At 66.7% G+C, this 13,110-nt stretch carries 15 protein-coding genes; 12 read left to right on the top strand and 3 right to left on the bottom strand.

The window, feature by feature from the left end; translation table 11 throughout:
• Positions 1-81: 81 nt before the first annotated feature.
• The 3 genes from AQI95_RS09620 to AQI95_RS09610 form a co-directional block, all read right to left on the bottom strand.
• Complete coding sequence (locus AQI95_RS09620; protein WP_067120271.1) at positions 82-441, bottom strand: hypothetical protein; 360 nt, start codon at positions 439-441, stop codon at positions 82-84.
• Between the two features lie 1,197 nt (positions 442-1,638).
• Positions 1,639-2,448 carry a hypothetical protein gene (locus tag AQI95_RS09615; RefSeq protein ID WP_067120269.1) on the bottom strand — a complete coding sequence of 270 codons (810 nt, stop codon included), beginning with the start codon at positions 2,446-2,448 and terminating at the stop codon, positions 1,639-1,641.
• A gap of 30 nt (positions 2,449-2,478) precedes the next feature.
• On the bottom strand, positions 2,479-3,465 hold the full coding sequence (locus AQI95_RS09610; RefSeq protein WP_159056492.1) for a hypothetical protein: 987 nt from the start codon (positions 3,463-3,465) through the stop codon (positions 2,479-2,481).
• 730 nt (positions 3,466-4,195) lie between these two features.
• Here AQI95_RS09610 and AQI95_RS09605 point away from each other — a divergent pair.
• From AQI95_RS09605 to AQI95_RS09555, 12 genes are all read left to right on the top strand, one after another.
• A complete protein-coding gene (locus AQI95_RS09605; protein WP_229852562.1) occupies positions 4,196-4,630 on the top strand; it encodes a phage terminase small subunit in 435 nt (144 codons plus the stop codon).
• A 29-nt stretch (positions 4,631-4,659) separates the two neighbouring features.
• A complete protein-coding gene (locus AQI95_RS48880) occupies positions 4,660-4,947 on the top strand; it encodes a hypothetical protein (RefSeq protein ID WP_229852564.1) in 288 nt (95 codons plus the stop codon).
• Positions 4,948-4,971: 24 nt separating this feature from the next.
• A complete protein-coding gene (locus AQI95_RS09600; RefSeq protein ID WP_244188684.1) occupies positions 4,972-6,309 on the top strand; it encodes a terminase in 1,338 nt (445 codons plus the stop codon).
• Between the two features lie 33 nt (positions 6,310-6,342).
• Positions 6,343-7,770: a phage portal protein gene (locus tag AQI95_RS09595; protein WP_067120263.1), complete on the top strand. Its 1,428-nt coding sequence runs from the start codon at positions 6,343-6,345 to the stop codon at positions 7,768-7,770.
• A 38-nt stretch (positions 7,771-7,808) separates the two neighbouring features.
• Complete coding sequence (locus tag AQI95_RS09590) at positions 7,809-8,903, top strand: VG15 protein (RefSeq protein WP_244188683.1); 1,095 nt, start codon at positions 7,809-7,811, stop codon at positions 8,901-8,903.
• Positions 8,904-8,906: 3 nt separating this feature from the next.
• On the top strand, positions 8,907-9,404 hold the full coding sequence (locus AQI95_RS09585; RefSeq protein ID WP_067120260.1) for a hypothetical protein: 498 nt from the start codon (positions 8,907-8,909) through the stop codon (positions 9,402-9,404).
• Positions 9,405-9,481: 77 nt separating this feature from the next.
• Positions 9,482-10,543 (top strand): P22 phage major capsid protein family protein, encoded by a 1,062-nt coding sequence (locus AQI95_RS09580; protein WP_067120258.1) that lies wholly within the window; start codon positions 9,482-9,484, stop codon positions 10,541-10,543.
• A gap of 70 nt (positions 10,544-10,613) precedes the next feature.
• On the top strand, positions 10,614-11,066 hold the full coding sequence (locus AQI95_RS09575) for a hypothetical protein (RefSeq protein WP_067120256.1): 453 nt from the start codon (positions 10,614-10,616) through the stop codon (positions 11,064-11,066).
• Between the two features lie 2 nt (positions 11,067-11,068).
• Positions 11,069-11,398 carry a head-tail adaptor protein gene (locus AQI95_RS09570; protein ID WP_229852569.1) on the top strand — a complete coding sequence of 110 codons (330 nt, stop codon included), beginning with the start codon at positions 11,069-11,071 and terminating at the stop codon, positions 11,396-11,398.
• Complete coding sequence (locus AQI95_RS09565; protein ID WP_067120252.1) at positions 11,398-11,781, top strand: DUF5403 family protein; 384 nt, start codon at positions 11,398-11,400, stop codon at positions 11,779-11,781. The genes AQI95_RS09570 and AQI95_RS09565 overlap by 1 nt, the downstream gene beginning before the upstream one ends.
• Positions 11,782-11,841: 60 nt before the next feature.
• Positions 11,842-12,279, top strand: a complete 438-nt coding sequence (locus AQI95_RS09560) for a hypothetical protein (protein WP_244188682.1) — start codon at positions 11,842-11,844, stop codon at positions 12,277-12,279.
• Between the two features lie 25 nt (positions 12,280-12,304).
• Positions 12,305-13,045: a phage tail tube protein gene (locus AQI95_RS09555; RefSeq protein ID WP_067120248.1), complete on the top strand. Its 741-nt coding sequence runs from the start codon at positions 12,305-12,307 to the stop codon at positions 13,043-13,045.
• The last annotated feature ends 65 nt before the right edge of the window (positions 13,046-13,110 follow it).

The raw sequence follows: 13,110 nt of genomic DNA, 5'->3' as shown, positions 1-13,110 counted from the left end.
TCCTCGCTTCGACTCGGCGGGCAGCCGCTCACACTTCCGATGAGAGCGACTGCCACTTTGCTAAGTTCTCGCAATCGGCCATCAAGAAGCGCGCAGCACCTCGTACTTGCGCCGCCACTCCTCGGCCTGAGCCTTGTAGTGGTTGCGGTACGCAGTCATCTGCGCCAGCTCGCGCTTCAGATCGTCGATGGCGTCCTGACGAGCGGTCGCCACGAGGGCAGCAAGCTCACGCTGGTCAGCCATGGCGAACACCATGCGGATCAGCTCGATCTCACCCTCCTCGGCCTCAGCGACCTCACGCTTCAGCGCATCCAGCTCACGAGCCACCTCGAAGAGTCGGTTCGACAGGTTGGCGTTCTGCTCCCAGAGGTCCGGGTTCGTCAGAACGTCGACCTTCTTCGCGAGGCTGACACCCTGAGCCTTGAACGTGGTGGCGGACATGTATCCCCATTTCAGATAGGGGTCGGCCCTCGGCCGGCCCCGACATACACCCCACCTCTTGATGGAGTGCTGCCACCCAAGCGCCACACCCTCTCGCTTGGGTCGCAGCACCCCACCGGACCGGAGCCCGGCGGGTGCATTCACGTTCGACAATGTGTCAGGCGCAGTCACGCCGTCGCTTCTCTTCGATCAGCACAGCCAGGCATCCCGCCCCAATGGGCAATCCAGGACGCCGACCGCCCGCCCCACATGGGCATCTCAGGCGGCTCGATGGCTGCGAACTATTCGCGTTCACTGTTGAGTTCTCAAGGATCGGGCGGTGCCTTTCTGTACCAACCCCTCTCGGGGTGGCCTCGGTCCGGCCGCCCCTGGCCAGTCGCCCAGCCAGGCCCGAGTTCAGCGCACTCGGAGCGCTCGGGCACTGCGGTCTTCGCTTCTCGCGCTGACCTTGCCGTACTCCCTGCAACAGCTCGCTTTGCAGAGCGGCCCCCCGCTCCCTCGGGGGTGGGGCACCCGATGCCCGGATGCTGGCGTGATGGTCATTTCCGCCCGGCCTGTCGGCCTTGCGGTGGTTCCGACCCTAGCGGATCTTCCTCGGTCTGCCAAGTTCTCGCATTCGCTTCAACTTGACCGCCTTGCCAGGCAGTTGGCGGCGCCGCATCGTGCGGCCCGTTCTCGGTTGCCCGGTTCGGCGTGGTCCCCACCGTAGTCGGCGGCTTCCGTTCGAGTCAAGTTCTCGCTTTCGCTGGAACTCGAAGCGGCTCAGCCTTGGGTTCTGCGCTGCGCGCCTTGCCCGTTGACCTGTCCGCTTGCCGCCTTGCCTGCCTGCCTTGCGGCCGGTCGGTGTTGGCGACGAGTCAGAGCTTGGCACACGTCGGCGAGTAAGCGCAAGTCTCGCAATCGTGGGCCGGTTGTCCGCCTTGGGGGTGCGGGGGGTGTGCGTCAGTGCGTGGCGCGCGAGGGTAGCGGAGGCCCCGGCCGGACCGTGCGGGGTGGGGGTATGACCCCCGGTACGCGAAAGCGCCGACCGCCACGTCTTAGCCGCTCGAAAACTGCCACGGTTCCAGGGTCGACCAATGACGAAGGGCCCGCCTGCCACCTGGGCAAACGGGCCCGCACGCGCGCCAAAGAACGCACCGATTTGTCTGATTGCCGTCGCCTCAGCGAGGGCCGCCGTACCTTGGAGCGGGCGGTGACTCAGGCCGCCTGAACTGCGCCGAGGTAGCGGTATCCGGTCCGCTCTGAGCAACCGAGGCGTTCCGCCAAGGTCTTGCCGTTGACCTTCGTGCCTTCGGACACCATGGCGGCGACGGTCTCCTTCACGACTGTCAGGGGGACCGCCTTCTTGGCACTGCCGTTGTGGCAGGGCTTGGGCTCTGACACCCCGGCGGTTGCCACTTCGCCGATCAGTTCCTCTGCCAATTCGTCGGCTGCGACTGTCAGCTCCTCGGCCGCCTCGGTCAGCTCGTCGAGGGTGTTCTTGACGCCATGAGCCTTGGAGAGGAGGACTCGGCCTTCGAGGTCGAGCGACTCGGCGAGGTCGGTTGCCATGAGGAGGAGGGACTCCTCCAGCTCGGTGATGCGCTGCTCGGCTGTCACGGAGGCCGGCGGGGTCGCCGCCATGTGGAGCATGTGTGCCACGACGAGTGGCGGCACCGCTGATACGACGGCGACGAGTAGCGGGGACGTTGCCATGTAGCTCCTGTCAATCAGGTGTGCCACGACCTGAGCTGACAGTGCCAGCCCGAGGGCGGCTCCGGCGCCTATGGTGGCAGTGACACGGCCTGGCGCTTGGGCGCGGCGGCGCACTTCGGAGATGACAGCGGCGCACGCGGCGTAGGCGGAGATGGACACCGGCATGAGCCAGGTGATCCAGCCGTGCCAGCCTGCCAGTTCTGCCATGCGGATCTCGCCAGGCACGGACATGACGAGGGCGGCGACGAGGACGAGCGGACGACCGCCGGTGAAGACGGAGCGGGCGTACCAGGGCATGTGCATCGAAGACATGGGCTTGCCTTTCAGGTCTACCGGTGGCGGTCAGGCAGCGGCCAGGGCGGCGCGGACGAGGGCGCGGCCCCGCGTGTTGGTGTCGATGGCTTCGTCGACCTGGGGCGCAGGCGTGTCGCTGTCAGTGCCAAGGAAGGCGGCGGCGCGGTCGAGTTCATCGCGGCAAGCACCGCACACGGTGCCTCGGCGGCCGAGCGGGAATGGCGCGCGGCAGACCTCGCAGCGAGCGCGGGTGTCCGGGGCAGGCTTCGGCCTCGGCTGCGGCCGGGCGGGCATTTGGTTCTTCAGCCGGTAGGAGATGAGCGCTGCGGCGCTGTCGACCTGTTCAGGGAGTCGGGTGGTCAAGGCGTTGGTGATCTTCAGGGCGCTGTGGCCCTCGGTGAGCCAGGCGGCGGCGAGCGGGGCCAGGCGGAGCACTTCGCTGGTGCTGAGCTTCAGGCGCCGGTCGGCTTCGCCGAGTGCGGCGAGCGCCTGGGCGGCTCGGCCGGTTTCGGCGTCTGCCGGGTTGTGCTTGGTGTTGGGGACTTCCTCCTCCTCGCGGGCCCTGGCCTGCTTGGTGCCCTCGCTGTCAGCGGCGGAGGGGTCGGGGAGGAGGTTCTTCCCCTGGTTCTTTTCTCCCTTGGGAGAGCCGCCGATGGGCCGACCGTCCGGCTTACCGACCGCCGGAATGTGGTCAGTCGGAAGATCGGTGACATGGGTCTCCGTGCACCACGTGCCGGTGCTGGGGTTCTGGAAGCGCTCGCGGCGGAAGTAGCCCGCTGCTTCGAGCTGCCGGAACGCCTTGGAGACGGCTGCCCGCCCTTCCTCTACGGCGTCGGCGAGTGACTCGACAGTGACCTTCGCGTCGTCGGGCATGGACAGGAGCGTGACGAGTAGGCCGCGGGCGACCAGCGACAGCTTCTTATGCCGTGCGGCCTGGTTGGGCACGACCACGAAGGCGTGGTCGTGGCGGTTACGATGCACGCGCATCGAGAGACAACCCCTCTCGGTGTCGGCCCCGGCGAGGTGTTCGCGCACCTACGACCCGGGGCCGTTTGCTTGGATGCTGCGCAACCTACGCGATACTTTGACTGCATGTCCAGCGCGGTGACGACTGAGCCAAGATCTCGCCATCGGATGTGACGGGCGTCACCTGCTGGCTCCTTTCCGAAAAGAAGCCACCGCTCCGTATATATAAGTAGAGGCTTGAGCGAATTAAGTTCCTCGCCCATTGGGGCCCCTTCGGGGCCCACAGATCGAATCTCCTTCGCCGCTGCGACTTTCTCCCTTTGGCCCCTTCGGGGCCCCTCGGAGAAGACCTTCGCCGCTGCTCTCCTCCTTGAGGAATGTCAAGTAATAGGGAGGGAAGTTGGCTTGGTCTACTTCAAGTCGAAGAGAACGTCTGCCAGCGAACTGGGAGAAGATTCGGCGCCGCGTCCTGAACCGCGACGGCCATGAGTGCACAGCCAGAGACCAATACGGCGTGCGGTGTGCCGAGCCAGCCACCGACGTGGACCACATTCGACCCGGTGACGACCATCGAGAGGCCAACCTGACATCGCTCTGCGGGTGGCATCACCGGGTCAAGTCCTCCCGAGAGGGAGCCACGGTCAAGGCTGCCGTACGTCGGCGCCAAGACCGCAAGTTCCGCAGGACCGAGTCTCATCCGGGCCTGCTGTGAGCGCGCAGAGCTCTGGGCTTCGAGCCTGTTGAGCCGCGCCGGCCCCCGAGGTCTCCCCTCCCTCGGGGGCCCTTGACTTGAAAGGAGGTGGGCGAGATCCCTGGCCCCGTACCGAACCGCGAGGCGGATCTCGCCCGCCCCCGCGAACGCAAGGGTAGTGATGTCCAGTCGGTGACCAAGGGTGTCCTCCGAGACGTCAAGGTCCCCAATGCCGACCGGAATTGGCACCCGATCGCAAAGCGCCTGTGGGACTCGCTGAAGTCCTCCGGCCAGTCCGACTTCTACCAGAACAGCGACTGGGCTTTCGCCTACTCGCTGTGCGAAGACCTCAGCTATTACAAGAAGGCTGGCAAACGTTCCGGCCAGATGCTTCAGACCATCTATTCGGCCTTTGAACGGCTTCTCGTTACCGAAGGCGACCGGCGTCGTGTGCGCATCGAGCTTCACGAGCCCGAGGCAGAGGAACAGTCCGCTGCTGTACTCGCCATCGCCGACTACAAGCGGGATCTCGGCCTCGACTGACCGCCGCTCCCCCTGAGTTACCCGAGGGGGTGAGACCCATCGCAGCCCTGACAGCAGAAGAGATCGATGCCCTCGAACCGTCCTTCCTTGGCCCCACCTGGCAGCGCGAGCCTGATGGCGCGTGGAAGCTGCCCGAGCACACCCTCGGGTGGCAGATCGCCGGATGGTGCGCCGAGTACCTGAAGGCCGAGGACGGCGGGCCCTGGCGCTTCACGCGCGAGCAGCTCCGCTTCGTTCTTCACTGGTACGCCGTTGACGAGTCCGGCCGGTTCACACACCGGAAGGGCGTCCTTCAACGGCTCAAGGGCTGGGGCTAACCCGGTAAGGACCCCCTCCTCGCAGTGATCTCCCTGGTTGAGTTCGTCGGGCCGTCCCGCTTCTCCCACTGGGACAGCGGACAGCCGGTCGGCGTCCCACATCCCCAGGCGTGGGTGCAGATCGCAGCCGTGTCCCGCGACCAGACTCGCAACACCATGACCCTGATGCCGTCTCTGATCTCGGACAAGATGATCGAGACGTACGGCATCAAGGCAGGGGCCGAGCTGATCCGCGCCAACGGCGGCCGGCAGAGGCTCGAAGCGGTCACCTCGTCGTTCCGAGCCCTTGAGGGCGGCCGAGTCACGTTCACGGTGCTCAACGAAACGCACCACTGGGTGACTGGCAACAACGGCGACCGCATGTACGAGACGATCGACGGCAACGCCACCAAGAAGGACAGCCGTTACCTCGCGATCACGAACGCCTACCTCCCCGGGGAGGACAGCGTCGCCGAGAAGATGCGCGAGGCGTACGAGAAGATCCTCGACGGCCGGGCCGTGGACGTCGGCTTCATGTACGACTCGATCGAGGCGCACCCCGCGACCCCTCTGACGCCCGAAGCCATGCGCATTGTCCTGCCGAAGATCCGCGGTGACGCGGTGTGGCTGCGCGTCGAAACGATCCTTCAGTCGATCCTCGATACGACGATGGCGCCGAGCCGCTCGCGACGGATGTGGCTGAACCAGATCGTTGCATCCGAGGATGCCCTGTACGGCCCGGCCGAATGGGATGTGCTCCGCGACGAGACGTTGCTGCTCCAGCCTGGTGACGAGATCACGCTCGGCTTCGACGGCGGCAAGACGGACGACGCGACCGCTCTGGTCGCGCTCCGTACGAAGGACATGGCGGCCTTCATCCTCGGTCTGTGGGAGAAGCCGGACGGTCCGAAGGGTGACGGCTGGATCGTCCCCCGTGAGCGGGTCGACTCGGCCGTGCATGAGGCGTTCCGTGTGTTCGAGGTGCAGGGCTTCTACGCCGACGTGGCGCTGTGGGAGTCGTACATCTCCGAGTGGGACGCCACGTACGGCGAGGGCCTGGCCGTGAAGGCGCCGGGCAAGGACCGTATCGGCTGGGACATGCGCTCCAGTTTGAAGCTGTCGACGCTCGCGCACGAACGGCTGATGCGCTCGGTCTTTGACCGCAAGCTCAAACACGACGGCGACCGCAAGCTCCGCCGACACTCGCTGAACGCAATGCGCCGCACCAACAACTACGGAGTCTCGTTCGGCAAGGAGAGCCGCGAGTCACCCAGGAAGATCGACGCCTACGCCGCGCTGATGCTCGCGCACGAGGCCCTGGTCGATCTGCGCGCCCGTGGCAAGAAGGTCCGCAAGCGGACCGGCCGGGGCTTTTTCCTTTAACCGATTGCGAGATCTTAGCAAGGGTGGTGTCTCTTGACTGCCTCCGTTTCGCCCGCCGCGCTCGCGCGGCAGCTCCTCGCCATCCTGAATCGGGACGGCGACCGGCTGAAGAGGGTCGACGACTACCTCCACGGCCGTCATGACGACCCGTACATGCCGCCACAGGCCGACGACGAGTACCGGCTCCTCGCGCGCCGCGCGGTCTCGAACTGGATGCCGTTGCTCGTCGGCACCCCGGCCCAGGCCCTGTACGTCGATGGGTTCCGGCCGGGCAGCACCGAGGACGGGTTGCTGGCCGAGGTCGAGACGACCTCGCCGGAGTGGGAGCACTGGCAGCGGTCGCGTCTCGATGCTCGCCAGGCCGCCGTCTATCGGGGAGCTCTGGCGTACGGCCACGCCTTCACCGTCACCGAGCGGGACGACAAGGACGGACTGGTGCGCACGAAGGGGCTATCCGCGCTCCGGACGGCCGCTCTGTACGAGGACCCAGCGAATGATGACACCCCGCACGCGGCGCTGACGGTCACCGCCTGGCCGTCGGGCGATACGCGCGGCAAGGCGCGGATGTGGGATGCCGCGCACGAGTATGCCGTGACGTTCCGTGGCCTGGACGACGAGAAGAGCATCACGGTCGCCTCGCTGCGGCGACACGGCTCGTCGGAGTGCCCGGTGACCCGGTTCGCTTCCCTCGTCGACCTTGAGGGGCGCACGCTCGGAGTGATCGAGCCGATGATCGCCCTGCAAGACCGAATCAATCAGACGATCTTCGACTTGCTTGTTGCGCAGACGTACGCCTCGGTGAAGGTCCGGACAGCCACGGGGATGGCGCCGCCCATTCAGCGCGACCTCGAAACGGGCGAACCGGTCCTCGACGCGCAGGGCAACCCCATCCCCCTGCCGATCAACCACAACGCCCGCCGGTTCCTGTTCGCCGAGGACCCGGACGTCCGTTTCGGAAGCCTCGACGAGACTCCGCTCGGCGGGTTCATCGACAGCGTGGACATGTCCATAAGACACTTGGCCGCAGTCAGCCAGACCCCACCGCACCACCTACTCGGCCAGATCGCGAACCTGTCGGCCGAGGCCCTTCTTGCTGCCGAGACGGCCCTGAGCCGCAAGATCGCCGAGTTCCGTACGGCCTTCGGGGAGAGCTGGGAGAGGGTGTTCCGCCTGGCCGCCGAACTGGCCGGCCACTCCGCCATCGACTTCAAGGGCGAGGTCATCTGGCGCGACATGGAGTCGCGGTCCCTGGCTCAGGCAGCCGATGCGCTCGGCAAGCTCCGCGAGCAGCTCGGCATTCCTGCCCGTGGCCTGTGGCGACGCGTCCCCGGCGTCACACAGACCGAGCTTGAGGACTGGGAGCGGACGGCCGAAGAGGACGACTCGGTGGGACAGTTGGCCACCGCACTGACCCGGGCCACACCTGAAGTCCCGGTCGCACCTGCGGCGGTTGCGGCATGACCAGTGCAGCACGGCAGGCGGAGACCGATCGGGCATCAGTGGCCTTCCATGTCGCGCTGAGCCAGATCGGCGCGAAGACCACGGTCGAGGCCCTGTCCCTGTGGAACGAGGTTCCGGCCGCGCAGCGCGCGGCTACGGCGTCGGGCTGGCTGCGAAAGGCAATCACGCTGGTTATGTCGAGGCGGCGCATGTCGCGCGACCTCGCTCGGGCCTACTACAGGCTCGCCCGCGCCCTTCAGACGGGCCGCACCGTCGCCGACCCGTACCACCCGGAGCCGACGCACGTCACGCTCGGCGACCTCCGGCGGGAGTTCGCCGCGCTGGCCGGCACCTATTCACCCGGCAACGATCAGGCGGGCGGGGCCGCGACCGGCGAGTCCGGGGAAGCCCCGTCCGCCCATGATGATGAGTCCGGCCCCGCCGATCAGGATGCCCCGGAGACGCCCAAGGTCGACGACGGTCCGGAGCTCGACGACGGAGACGACGACTGGGAAAGGGTGCTCGTCGAGGAGCTCGACGGTCTCCGCGAGGAAGAGGAGCGCATCGAGCGGGAAGCGGAGGAAGAACTCCGCACGGTCCTGGATGCGCTCGGCACACAGAACCTCGACCGGCGGCTGTCCCAGGTCGACGACGAGCAGGCCGCGAAGGACGCCGATCGGCAGCGCGCCGAGGCTCACCGGCAGGCAGGCGCTCAACAGGCCGCAGCCGCCAGCCGAGTTGCGATGAACGGCGGCCGGTCAACGACGTGGAACCACATGCGGCGTGATCGCCGATCCCTCGGGTACGTCCGGCTGTCTCGCACAGGGACACCGTGCGGCTGGTGCGCGATGCTGATCAGCCGGGGCCCGGTCTACAAGAGCCGCGAGTCCGCCACCTTCGCGGACGGCGACCGCTACCACGACAACTGCCACTGCTACGCGATGCCGGTCTTCTCCTGGCAGCAGTACGGCTCATCCGAGCTGTTCGCCCTGTCCCGCGAGTGCGAGGCCCAGTGGCCCAAGGTCACCCGAGGACTTAGCGGCAAGGCTGCGGTGAGCGCTTGGCGGCGCTTCATCCGCCAAAAGCAGCGCGAAGCACACAAGGCCGCAGCCCAGGAGGCGCGGCGATCCACGACCACAGCCCAGGAGGCGTGACCCGTGTCCGAACAGACCCCTGCCCCGACCGACGAGCAGACCAGTGAACACGAGCAGCTCCAGGGCGAATCGCCCTCTCCGGAGTCGCAGGCCGGCGCTTCGGAAAGCGACCTGCCCGAGTGGGCGCGCAAGGAACTGACCAAGGTGCGGGGCGAGGCCGCCTCGTACCGCACGCGGCTCCGTGACGCCGAGTCGAAGCTCTCCGAGGCGAAGTCGCCGGAGGAGTTCGAGGCCGCGCTCGCCGAGGTCAAGGCGAAGGACGCGGAGCTCGAACGCTCGGTCCTCGTCGGCTCAGTCGCCCGGAGGTTCGAGCTTCCTGACGACCTCGCCTCCCGTCTGCGCGGCGAGACGCCCGAGGAGCTGGAGAGCGACGCGAAGGCGCTTCAGATGCTGCTCGCCCCGAAGGCTCCCCCGTCTCTCGGTGGCGGCCTGAATCCGTCCGACGAGGACGACGGCGAGATGGACCCGCGCAAGCTCGCTCGCCGCACTCGGCGCGTTTAGCGCCGTGAAGGGACGTTTTCCCTAGCCCCCCCGAGCCGACCGGCCGGGGGTTTCCCTATGCCCCCGGAGTAGCTCTTTTGCCCACCGCACAGCACCAGGTCGTCAAGCCGCAGAAGCTCGTGAACACCGCAGTCGGGATGCTCGAACAGGAGTTGATCATCCCGAACCTGTTCCAGAAGCAGGGACTCGACGCCTTCAAGGGCGCCGAGAACGACACCATCTCCATGAAGGTCGAAGGCATCCTGCCGTTCCACGACTACGCGTGGCGCAACGACCGCAGTCAGCCGATCCAGTTCGACGAGTACAGCGAGCGCAAGATCGCTGTGAGTTTCGGCGGCAACTCCTACAGCGCCGTCAAGCTGACCGACGAGCAGAACGACTTCGATATCGACCAGTGGTCGAAGCTGCTCCGCCCGCAGGTCAAGGCGGTCTCCCGCGGCCTTCAGCGCCGCGCGGTGAAGACCCTGACCGGCCAGGCGTACAACGTCACCATCGGCAACGCGGCCCAGAACCTCCGCTCCGCGCTCATCGAGGCCCGACGCGTCCTCAACGCCTTCCACGCCCCGCGCGAGGGCCGCTATCTCCTGGTCGGCTCCGACTTCGAGTCGGCGCTACTGAACGACGAGAAGCTCAACCTGGCGCAGAACGTGGGCGATTCGGAGGCTGAGTCCGCGCTTCGCACCGCGACGCTGGGCGAGCGGTTCGGCTTCCGGATCATCGTCGACCAGACCATTCCGAGCGACGCCGCATACGCCTTCGCCTCCAGCGCCTTCATCTTCCTGTCCGGCGCCCCGAGCGTCCCGCAGTCCGTTCCGTATGGCGCCACCACCAGCTTCGAGGGCATCGCTCTCCGCTGGATTCGCGACTACGACTCGCTGTACCTCCAGGACCGCTCGGTCGTGAACACGTACAACGGCTTCCGCTCCGTGACGGACATCCTTGTCGGCTGGGACGACGCCGCCGAGAAGGAGATCATCTCGACGCAGGAGCACTTCGTGCGCGGTATCAAGCTCTCCCTCGACGGCAAGAGCGACTACCCCGAGGCCGCCTCCGAGCTGGCCAAGATCACGGGTGTCTCCGACGCGAAGGTCTGGACTCCGACCGGCCCGAAGCCGGAGGACGACCCGGCCAACGCCTGATACCCGCCGCGCAGGGGCCGGCGCCATGTGTGCCGGCCCCTGCTTGGCCTGCCCGAAAGGAGGTTGAGACGTGGCGTACGCGACGCTCGACGAGCTGAAGGGCCGCCTCGACTGGGAGTTGGACGAGGACGAACTCCGCATCGCCTCAGCGGCGTTGGAGGATGCCTCCGACTTGGCGGTGACGTACGGGCGGGAGTGGCCGGAGGCCACGGCTCCTCGCCTGGTGAAGACGCTCGTGCTGAAGTCCGCGGCGAGGTACATGCGCAACCCGAACGGCTACACGCAGAGCCGGGCGGGAGACGAGACGCTCGCCTGGTCGGACATCGGTCGCGACGCGGGCTCCATCTACTTCACGCGCGAGGAGATCCGGCTCCTGGAGGAGCTAGCAGGTCGCAGGCGAGGTCTCAGCAGCGTCCCCGTCTCGGCCTGGGGTACGCGGCTCCGCCCCGGCCGGTCCTCGGTCCCCGTCGACTACGGCGGCGACCCCTTCCCGCTGTTCGCTGACCAAGCGAGCCCCTGGTGAGCGTGCAACGACGACGCGGCCAGAAGGCGCGCGTCTGGCGAACGGTCGAAGTCGTCGACAACCGAGGCAACAAAGTCGTCGTGGCCGACCCCGAGGGCCCGATCTCGGTTCGGGCGGCCTTCATCCCTCAACGCTCCTCCAAGGCGGAGGTGCCGGGTCAGCAGCAGATCAACGTCACCAGGATGGTGGTCGACGCCCATCTCACGGGCGTCTCCCTGTGGTCACGCGTGGAGTACAACGGCCGTGAGTGGGACATCGTGTCCCCTCCCTCCTACCACCACGGCGACCGCCGCACCCGTCACTGGAGCATCGACATACGGGAGCGGCCCTGATGGCGAACATCTACAACAGCGTCGGCGGTAGGAAGCTCTCAAAGGTCATCGCCCTGAATGAGGGCGTACAGGCCGAACTCGAAGCGCGGACCTTCGAGATTGCCGTCCGCGCCGAGGAGATTCTTCAGCAGCACCGCGCCGACGGTCATTCGGAAATCCTCATAGAGGAGGGGAAGGTCGACAAGTACGTCATCCTCTCCGACGATCGCGGCCAAAGGGCCGCCATGTCGATCGAGTACGGGCGCAAGGCTTCCGTGGTCGTCCGCAAGGACAAGCACGGGAACGAGTTCCTGGACGTCGTACCCGAGATGGATGGCCTGTACGTCCTGGCCACTGCATCGAACCTTCCCAAGAAAAGGAAGGGCAAGGTGAAGGTCGACTAAGTGGCCGGCATACCAGACCACATCAAGGCCCTCGCCGAGCTCTCCCCCGTCGAAGACCTCTTGCTGGCCATCCTCCGCAAGGGTCTTCCGGGCATTCGTGTGAAGTCCCTCATCGACCAGCACGAGAAGTTTCCTCTGGTGCTGATCCGCCGCGATCCGTCCTTCGGTCAATGGTCTGCCGACACGCGCTTCACGGACTCGGCGCGAGTGGTGATCAACGCCTTCGCGCCCGATCCCAACGGCGACGAAGACGCCGCGATCCTGAGCGAAGCCGTGCGTGTCACCCTGCGGGATGCCTGGCTCAAGCCTCAAGTCATCCCCGGCCGGGGGCACATCACCCGCGTCGACATGAACTCATCCCCTCGCCGGGCAAGCGACTGGGCCACGGCCACCGGTCCCGTGCAGTACGCGGACCTCCCCACGGACGTGTGGCGTTACGAGTCGATCTACGACATCCAGATCCGGAAGCCGCGGACGCGCCCCTACCCCCCTCCCTGAAATCCCCCAGTAAGGAGTGCGCCCCTTGGCGCTGAACGACAATGCAACCCTTGTCGTTGGGAGTGGCAATTACCTGACCGCGCCGGTCGGTACCGCCATGCCCGATGACCTTCTGGTGCCTGTTTCCCCGTGGCAGTCCGTTGGCCACACGAGTCTTGAGGACGTTTTCGGCATCACGTCCGAAGGCGGCGAGGCCACCACCATCGGCACCCTCCAGAACAAGTCTCTGCGAACGAAGTATTCGGCTCGTACTGAGACCATGACCTTCACGCTTCAGCAGTTCGACACGACTGGACTGAAGCTCTATTTCGGCGCCAACGCGCCGATCCTTCCGGATGGTTCGGTCGGCGTGCCTGCCGATCCGGTGCCCACTCAGTCGGCATTTCTCGCCATCTTCATCGACGGTGAGAACCACTTCGCGTTCTACGCCCCCAAGGCGGAGATTTACCGCAACGACGACATGGCGATTGCGGACACCGAGTCTCTCGCGGGTCTGCCGCTCGGCGTGAAGCCGATGACGCTCGGCAACAACTCCTGGACGTACGCGGTGACTCCGCTCGGCGGAACGGTTGCGACCGGCGCTACGGCCGGTTCGCCTGGCACGTACACCCCGGCCGGAGCCGTCGCCCCTGTTGACCTCGCCGCTCTCGGCGCGGTGATCGCCACCCCGTCGAGCGCTTGGTCTGCCGGTCAGCACGTCGTGCTCGGCGACAGCTCGAAGGCGCACTGGGACGGCTCGAACTGGGTGACCGGCCCGGCCGCCTGACCCCTTCCCAGCCCCCGGTGCGAGCGCACGCGGACCCCGTTCACACCGGGCCCTCCCCTTTCTCG

Source organism: Streptomyces yokosukanensis (genome assembly GCF_001514035.1).
GTDB classification, from domain to species: Bacteria; Actinomycetota; Actinomycetes; order Streptomycetales; family Streptomycetaceae; genus Streptomyces; species Streptomyces yokosukanensis.
This window is presented reverse-complemented; position numbering and strand designations above follow the sequence as displayed.

Excerpts from the sequence above, each read along its gene's own strand:
- AQI95_RS09620 (WP_067120271.1), bottom strand. The coding sequence starts at position 441 with ATGTCCGCCACCACGTTCAAGGCTCAGGGTGTCAGCCTCGCGAAGAAG.
- AQI95_RS09615 (WP_067120269.1), bottom strand. The coding sequence starts at position 2,448 with ATGTCTTCGATGCACATGCCCTGGTACGCCCGCTCCGTCTTCACCGGC.
- AQI95_RS09565 (WP_067120252.1), top strand. The coding sequence starts at position 11,398 with ATGGCGAACATCTACAACAGCGTCGGCGGTAGGAAGCTCTCAAAGGTC.